Source organism: Undibacterium sp. GW821-FHT11B02 (assembly GCF_058808955.1).
Window position 1 is genome coordinate 48,458 of the sequence record NZ_JBXASD010000024.1, and the last position, 7,846, is coordinate 56,303.

Annotated in this window: 4 protein-coding genes and 1 CRISPR repeat array; all 4 genes read left to right on the forward strand. The window is 51.6% G+C overall.

All coding sequences use genetic code 11. From position 1 onward, the window contains the following. Nucleotides 1-54: 54 nt before the first annotated feature. The 4 genes from AC1RVX_RS29740 (at nt 55) to ampC (ending at nt 5,831) form a co-directional block, all read left to right on the forward strand. The gene (locus tag AC1RVX_RS29740; RefSeq protein WP_493220201.1) at nt 55-453 is read left to right on the forward strand and encodes a BlaI/MecI/CopY family transcriptional regulator; all 399 of its coding nucleotides are present in this window, start codon (nt 55-57) and stop codon (nt 451-453) included. Next, complete coding sequence (locus AC1RVX_RS29745; protein ID WP_493220202.1) at nt 450-2,273, forward strand: M56 family metallopeptidase; 1,824 nt, start codon at nt 450-452, stop codon at nt 2,271-2,273. The genes AC1RVX_RS29740 and AC1RVX_RS29745 overlap by 4 nt, the downstream gene beginning before the upstream one ends. A 107-nt stretch (nt 2,274-2,380) precedes the next feature. Then, the gene (locus tag AC1RVX_RS29750; RefSeq protein ID WP_493220203.1) at nt 2,381-4,597 is read left to right on the forward strand and encodes a TonB-dependent receptor plug domain-containing protein; all 2,217 of its coding nucleotides are present in this window, start codon (nt 2,381-2,383) and stop codon (nt 4,595-4,597) included. A 76-nt stretch (nt 4,598-4,673) separates the two neighbouring features. Beyond that, a complete protein-coding gene (gene ampC, locus AC1RVX_RS29755) occupies nt 4,674-5,831 on the forward strand; it encodes a class C beta-lactamase (protein ID WP_493220204.1) in 1,158 nt (385 codons plus the stop codon). 25 nt (nt 5,832-5,856) lie between these two features. After that, nucleotides 5,857-7,744: direct repeats of the CRISPR family, unit length 36 nt; unit sequence GTTCCGGTCAGAGCACATATCCCAATCTGTTAGACT. Nucleotides 7,745-7,846: the final 102 nt, after the last annotated feature.

Genomic DNA, 7,846 nt, shown 5'->3' on the forward strand with positions numbered 1-7,846 from the left:
CAAAAGTTTCTAGAACATTTATTCTGCTTACATTCTCAATTCAGGGTGTCAAGCATGTCATCGTCTTTTGCTCAAAAATCCAGCATACCCAAGCCCACCGCATCCGAGCTGAATTTGCTCAAGGTCTTGTGGCAGCACGGCCCCATGAATGCCAAACAGGTGCATGAGGCCGTGCAGGCCGAACGCCCTGATCTGGCCTATGCCACCGTGCTGCGGCATTTGCAGATCATGCATGGCAAAGGCATCCTGACGCGCGACGAAAGTCAGCGCTCACATATCTATGCACCGTCGCAAGAGCAGGATTCGCTGCAAACCAACCTGCTCAAAGACATGATACAAAAGGTCTTTGCCGGTTCTGGCAAGGCCCTGGTACTGGCAGCCTTGCGCGGCCATGTCAGCGCGCAAGAGCGCGATGAGATAGAACAAATTCTTCAGGATGAGAAAAAATCATGATGACTGCTCATACCCTGGCCGAACTGCTGGGCTGGCCATTGCTGCACTTTGTCTGGCAAGGCGCATTGATCGCCAGTGTCAGCGCCATTTTACTCGCCATCTGCCGTAATGCACGTCCACAACTGCGTTACCTGATTGCCTGCGCAGCCATGCTACTGTGTCTGTTGTGGCCAGCACTGGGCGTGTTCCAGCAATGGCAGTCACCGCAAGCCATGAGCCTGGAAGCAGCCATGCAACTGGCAGCCAATAGCCCATTGCCACTGGATCTGGTTTGGGTACGTGAAAGCGCTTTGGCGGCCCATATAGATAGCTACCTGCCGCTGATCGTTGCCATCTGGAGCGCTGGCGTCGCCCTGATGCTGGTGCGTCTGGGTCTGGGCTTGTTATGGGTGTACCGGCTCGGCCAGCACCAGCCACAAGCGCAGCAAGACTTGTTGCAACAGGCAAGCCAGTGGCAAGCCCGCACCAGCCAGATGGCGCAGCAGTTTGCCATTGGGCGGCGGGTGCAGTTACAGTTCCAGCAGCAACTGCTCAGCCCCATTACCTATGGCTGTTTCAGACCAGTGATCTTGATGCCAGCCTCTTTGCTGAGCGGCATGCCTTACGACATGATAGAAGCCCTGCTGGCACATGAACTGGGTCATATCAAACGCTGGGATTATATGGTCAACCTGTTGCAGAACCTGGTCCTGGCCATGCTGTTCTATCACCCGGCAGTATGGTGGTTGTCCAAACGCATTGATACTGAAAGAGAACTCATTGCCGACGACCTGGCCATCCGCGCCGTTGGTCAGTCGCGCCCTCTGGCCCGTGCTTTGCAATGGCTGGACAAATTACAGATTGCTGCCTTGCCTCAACCTGCCATGGCCGCCCATGGTGGCGACCTGCTGTCACGCATCAAACGTCTGATGCGCCCCGACGCCCAACCCTGGCACTGGAAGATGGCCGCACCCGTACTGGGTATAGGCATGGCCCTGGTCTTGCTGTTGCAAACCCAACTGATATCCAGCGCAGAAGCTGTGCCGCAGACAGCAGACCAGCATCAGCCTGTGACGCTGACAAGCAACCGCACCGCCTATGTACAAACCCAGTCAGAACATGTGCTGGTGATGGATGAACAAAGCGGTAACATTTTGCTGTCTAAAAATGCCGACAGCATGGTGCCGATTGCATCACTGTCAAAATTGATGACAGCCATGCTCACGCTCGATGCCGGGCTGGATAAAAATGAAACCATCACCATCAGCAAAGAAGACACGGCTGTCTATCAAAACGGCCAGGTGAAATTAAAACCAGGTATGGTCCTGTCCCGCCAGAACCTGCTAGAACTGGCGCTGATCCCATCCAGCAATATCGCTGCCAAAGCCCTGTCCAGAACTTACCCTGGGGGTGAAGCCGCATTTGCCGCTGCCTTGCAACAAAAAATCACCAGCCTGAATCTGCAACAAACCCATCTGGAAGAAGCCACCGGTACCTCATCCAAAAACCGCGCCAGTGCCAGCGACATGGCTCGTATAGTCCAAGCTGCTGCAGGCTACCCGGAACTACGTCGCCTTACCAGCAGTAGCGAAGGCGTGATCACCATCGCCGGTAAAACCCAGCAATACCAAAGCACCAACCCCCTCACCAGCAACAAGGAATGGGGTATCTCGCTTTCCAAAACCGGCTATTCCAAGGCGGCAGGCCGTTGCCTGGTGATGCGTACCAATGTTGCTGGCAAGCCCATCATCATGGTTTTGCTGAACGCCAAAAATGTGGATGTGCGCGATGACGATGTTCACCACATCCGGGCCATGCTAGACCCGGCACCTTCCAGCTAAGAAACTCTTTTCCTCATTTTTTCAGACAGTGAAGCTTTGCGCCACAACAGGCGCAAGGACCTGTCACGTCCTTAACAAATTTAATAAACATCAATACACAAACATCTATGAAAGCACACATCATGCTGTTGCGATTAACCAGCATCCCCTTGTCGCGCATGGTATTGGCAGCACTGTCTCTGTTTGCTGGCAGACAGGCGCTAGCCCAGGTAGCGGTCACCAATGGCCAGCAAGTCGAAATCACCGCCAAACCCCAGCAGACACGAGAACGCCAGGACGACATTGGCCTGCGCAGCACCTATGGTCGTGAAGATATAGACAAATATGGCGACACCAACCTCAGCGATATCCTGAAACGTCTGCCCGGCATCAGCGTTACTGAAAGCAAAGGCAAGGGTGCAGAAATCCGCATGCGCGGCCTGGGTAATGGTTACACGCAAATCTTACTCAACGGCCAGGCCACACCCAACGGCTTCACCATCGACAGTATTGCCCCTGAGTTGATAGAAAAAATCGAAGTCATGCGCGTGGCCGGTGCCGATGTCAGTGCCCAAAGCATAGCTGGCACCATCAACATCGTACTCAAGAAAAAAAGCGGCAATCAATCAACAGAATTCAAATCCAGCGCAGGCTTGCAGGCCGGACGCATGACAGGCAATGCATCATGGAGTATCGCCGACCACCTGCCTGCCGCCATTGCAAACCAGACAGACATCAACTACGTGTTTGCCGGCAGCATCGAAAGCAATACCAACGATGTCAATGGCATACTGCGTGAAGGCCAGTACACGCTTTCCAACAGTGGCCAGTGGCAAACTCTGGCGGACCGGCAGCTTTTGCAAACACAGCAAAACCGTCGCGATGCCATCAGCCTGACGCCACGCCTGAACTGGAAAATCGATGCCCAAAGCAGCCTCAGTTGGCAAGCCTATGTGAATTATGCAAGGCTGGAAAACGCCAAGTTCGAAAAAGAAACCACCCTGCAGGGCACCAGCACAGAATTCCCGGACAACCACAGCATCTGGGCCGCCCACATCTTCACCAGCCGCAATGACATCAATTGGGAACACCGTCTGGCTGACAGCGCCAAGTTAAACCTCAACTGGGGCTGGAACCATTTTGACCGCGATGCCAAATTCCAGTTCTGGGGTAATGACAGCCAGGGCATACAGCACGAACATCGCTACGTAACAGGTGACGCCAATGAAAACGAATACCGCTTCAGTGGCAAATATCTGGCACCGTATTCAGAAAACCACGTACTCAGCCTGGGGTGGGACGGCAGCCGCAGTGCCCGCACCGAAGGCCGGGATGAAACCGACATGGATATCGCGTCAGACAACGTCACCCAGGACAGCCATCACTACCAGGCCCGTCTGGTCAAACTGGCTACCTACATACAGGACGAATGGACCATCAATACCGCCTGGTCTGCCTATCTGGGTTTGCGTTGGGAACGCATCACCAGCAACAGCCGCGAGGTGGGTGAATTTGATTTTCAAAATCGATCCAGCATGCTCAGCCCCATACTGCAAAGCGTGTGGAAGCTGGATGCAAAACGACAATGGCGCTTTGCCCTGAACCGCAGCTTCAAACTGCCCACTATTTTCAACCTGATACCGCGTCGCTTTCGCATCGACAACAACAATACCCCGTTAAACGCCGACTTTCAGGGCAACCCAAACTTGCGCCCAGAACGCGCCTGGGGCCTGGATGTAGCCTATGAACATTACCTGACCGAATCCAGCCTCATCAGCATCAACACCTACTGGCGACGGATACAAGACGTGATGCTGGAACAACTGACGCAAAACGGCAGCAGTTGGCTCACTACACTTGCCAACAGCGGGCGTGCCAAAGTCATCGGCCTGGAAGTGGAATTCAAAACCAAGCTGCAAGAATTTGTACCTGATTTGCCACCGCTGGAACTACACGCCAATGCCAACCGCAATTGGTCAACAGTGGACCAGGTGCCAGGGCCAAACAACCGCCTCGCCCATCAGGCTGGCCTGCTGATCAGCACCGGGGCTGACTACCAGATCAACCCGGCATGGCGCACTGGCGCTGATTTCGGTTTTCAGGCCGCAGACCAGATACGTGAGTCCAACAACATCAGTACCCACACCGGCCCCAAACGCAACCTGGATATCTATCTGAGCTGGAAACAAAGCAAGCAATGCCAGTGGCGATTTTCGGTCACCAATGTGTTGCAGCAAGACCGCCCGGTCAGTGGTGGCTACACCTCAGATACAGAGCGCTGGACAGATGCCGGCCGCGACCAATCCGCACGAACCTGGCGTGTCGTGTGGGAACTGAAGTTGTGACACCACACGATAAGGTCACCCATCAAATTAAAGCAATTTTTAAACGCTATTTTTGGCGAAATGTTAGGAAAATAAAATGAAATCACTCGCACTGCAATTTTTAAGAATAAGTACTCTTTCCATTGTCGCCATGTTCAACATGACAGCCATGGGCACAGAAACAGATTCCGTTAAACGCATCGTTGATGAAGCCATACGCCCGGTCATGGAAGCGCATGCCGTCCCCGGCATGGCCGTCGGCCTTGTTGTCAATGGCAAGCAATATGTATTCAACTATGGCATGGCATCCAAATCAGAAAACACACCTGTCACCGATGCCACCCTGTTTGAGATAGGTTCAATCAGCAAAACCTTTATCGCAACCATGACGACCCTGGCACAGGGCAGGGGAAAGCTGGCGCTGACCGACACAGTTGCCGACCACCTTCTCAGCCTGAAAGACAGCAGCTTTGGAGAAACCACCTTGTTGAGCCTGGGCACACATACCACAGGCGGCCTGCCTCAACAGGTTCCAGATGAAGTGTCGAATGACGAACAACTGATCAGTTATTTAAGAAACTGGAAACCTGCTCACCCTGACGGACAATACAGAACATATAGCAACATCAGCATAGGTTTGCTTGGCGTCATTGCAGCCAAAAGCTTGCAGCAGCCTTTTACCACACTGATGCAAGAGCAAATCTTCCCCGCTTTTGGTATGGCAAATAGCTACATCGTGGTGCCAGATGCCAAGAGGGCAAACTATGCACAGGGCTACAAAAAAGACGATACCCCAGTCCGCGTGCGCGACGATGTCTTGTCTACAGAAGCTTACGGTGTCAAAACCACAGCCAGCGACCTGGTGCAATTTATCAAAGCCAATATAGGCGAGATGAAGCTGGACCCAGAGTTTGCACTCGCCTTGAAAAACACCCACACCGGCTATTTCAAAGCAGGGCGCATGACCCAAAGCCTGGTCTGGGAGCTGTACCCCTATCCAGTAGACGTAGCGGCAGTTATCGAGGGCTCTACAGACCACATGGCCCGTGACGCCACTCCCGTTAAAAAAATCACACCGCCAATGATTCCAGGCGCAAATGTATTCATCCACAAGACAGGCGCTACCAGCGGGTTCGGGGCATACATCGCCTTTGTGCCTGAAAAGAAAATGGGGATTGTTATCCTGGCTAACAAGAATTATCCAAGCGCAGTTCGGATTAAAATGGCCCAGGAAATTTTGGTGCGGTTAGACTGATTAGTGTTTGATGGCTGGAATTATTATTCCAGCCAGAGCACATATCCCAATCTGTTAGACTGATGTCCGCCACATTCTTTACACCAGTAAAGTTCCGGTCAGAGCACATATCCCAATCTGTTAGACTTACCGGTCCGCCAACACCCGCACAGCAAGCGTTCCGGTCAGAGCACATATCCCAATCTGTTAGACTGCGGTTTTTCTCCGCTTGCGCATCCGCCTCGTTCCGGTCAGAGCACATATCCCAATCTGTTAGACTGATGTGGTCTCCAACTGTAAAACCGTATCTGTTCCGGTCAGAGCACATATCCCAATCTGTTAGACTCAGCTTGATACGATTGATCAAGTTAAACGGGTTCCGGTCAGAGCACATATCCCAATCTGTTAGACTCGCATAGGCATTCCCTCGCAAGCAGAGCGCGTTCCGGTCAGAGCACATATCCCAATCTGTTAGACTAAGCCATAGCTCGTCAACAAGCACGCCGATGTTCCGGTCAGAGCACATATCCCAATCTGTTAGACTAAGTCTGATAGGCAAGGTACTAATGCCGCCGTTCCGGTCAGAGCACATATCCCAATCTGTTAGACTTCAGTCCCTTTGGCACGACCGACAGCGCATGTTCCGGTCAGAGCACATATCCCAATCTGTTAGACTCGATGTTGATACAGACCACAGTTACCGGTCAGTTCCGGTCAGAGCACATATCCCAATCTGTTAGACTTACAAATTATCTGAGGCATAAGAGTCAAAGTGTTCCGGTCAGAGCACATATCCCAATCTGTTAGACTTGACCCGCATCGAATACATTTCAAGAACATGTTCCGGTCAGAGCACATATCCCAATCTGTTAGACTCCGAGTATTGAAGCAACGCAGGAAGATTAGGTTCCGGTCAGAGCACATATCCCAATCTGTTAGACTCCCTCCTGTTTTTTCATCGCGCACAGGTAAGTTCCGGTCAGAGCACATATCCCAATCTGTTAGACTGCAGGCAGCAGCCTATAAAAAGATGGCCGAGTTCCGGTCAGAGCACATATCCCAATCTGTTAGACTCACGATACTTATCATTTATTGTTTTTGCTCGTTCCGGTCAGAGCACATATCCCAATCTGTTAGACTGCTACGTACTATTTAGTATAAGTTTTTCCAAGTTCCGGTCAGAGCACATATCCCAATCTGTTAGACTAATTGGCCCCCAAGGCCAACACTTATTTAGGTTCCGGTCAGAGCACATATCCCAATCTGTTAGACTGACATGGGCTTCTACAAAAGAGGAGACTGAGTTCCGGTCAGAGCACATATCCCAATCTGTTAGACTGACCGTTGTGCAGCCTGTCGATACAGCCCCGTTCCGGTCAGAGCACATATCCCAATCTGTTAGACTCGTACTCAATGTTTTGTTAATGTTGTTTAAGTTCCGGTCAGAGCACATATCCCAATCTGTTAGACTCACGCATTATGTCCATGATTTAGTTGCATCGTTCCGGTCAGAGCACATATCCCAATCTGTTAGACTGGCGATTGCCCATGGGCTGATGGAGCCTTGGTTCCGGTCAGAGCACATATCCCAATCTGTTAGACTAGGTCGCTAACCAAGCAAGTCAGGTTCTTTGTTCCGGTCAGAGCACATATCCCAATCTGTTAGACTAATTCTTTGGTCATTGATCATGTACGGTGCGTTCCGGTCAGAGCACATATCCCAATCTGTTAGACTAACCTGCGACTTGACCTTGATAGTCCCGTCGTTCCGGTCAGAGCACATATCCCAATCTGTTAGACTCCTCTTTCTCAGCGGCTTGCAGGGCTATTTGGTTCCGGTCAGAGCACATATCCCAATCTGTTAGACTTGTAAGTTATCTGCTACGTTGCGCTCTTCGGTTCCGGTCAGAGCACATATCCCAATCTGTTAGACTCCAACCTTGTTTATACAAGGAGTTGTTTGAGCTTCCCTCGGTAATTAGTTCACCATCAGGTGAATGTCATGCAGCCAGATTCTCTTGAATTTGTTTCTTCAT

Excerpts from the sequence above, each read along its gene's own strand:
- AC1RVX_RS29740 (WP_493220201.1), top strand. The coding sequence starts at position 55 with ATGTCATCGTCTTTTGCTCAAAAATCCAGCATACCCAAGCCCACCGCA.
- AC1RVX_RS29745 (WP_493220202.1), top strand. The coding sequence starts at position 450 with ATGATGACTGCTCATACCCTGGCCGAACTGCTGGGCTGGCCATTGCTG.
- AC1RVX_RS29750 (WP_493220203.1), top strand. The coding sequence starts at position 2,381 with ATGAAAGCACACATCATGCTGTTGCGATTAACCAGCATCCCCTTGTCG.
- ampC (WP_493220204.1), top strand. The coding sequence starts at position 4,674 with ATGAAATCACTCGCACTGCAATTTTTAAGAATAAGTACTCTTTCCATT.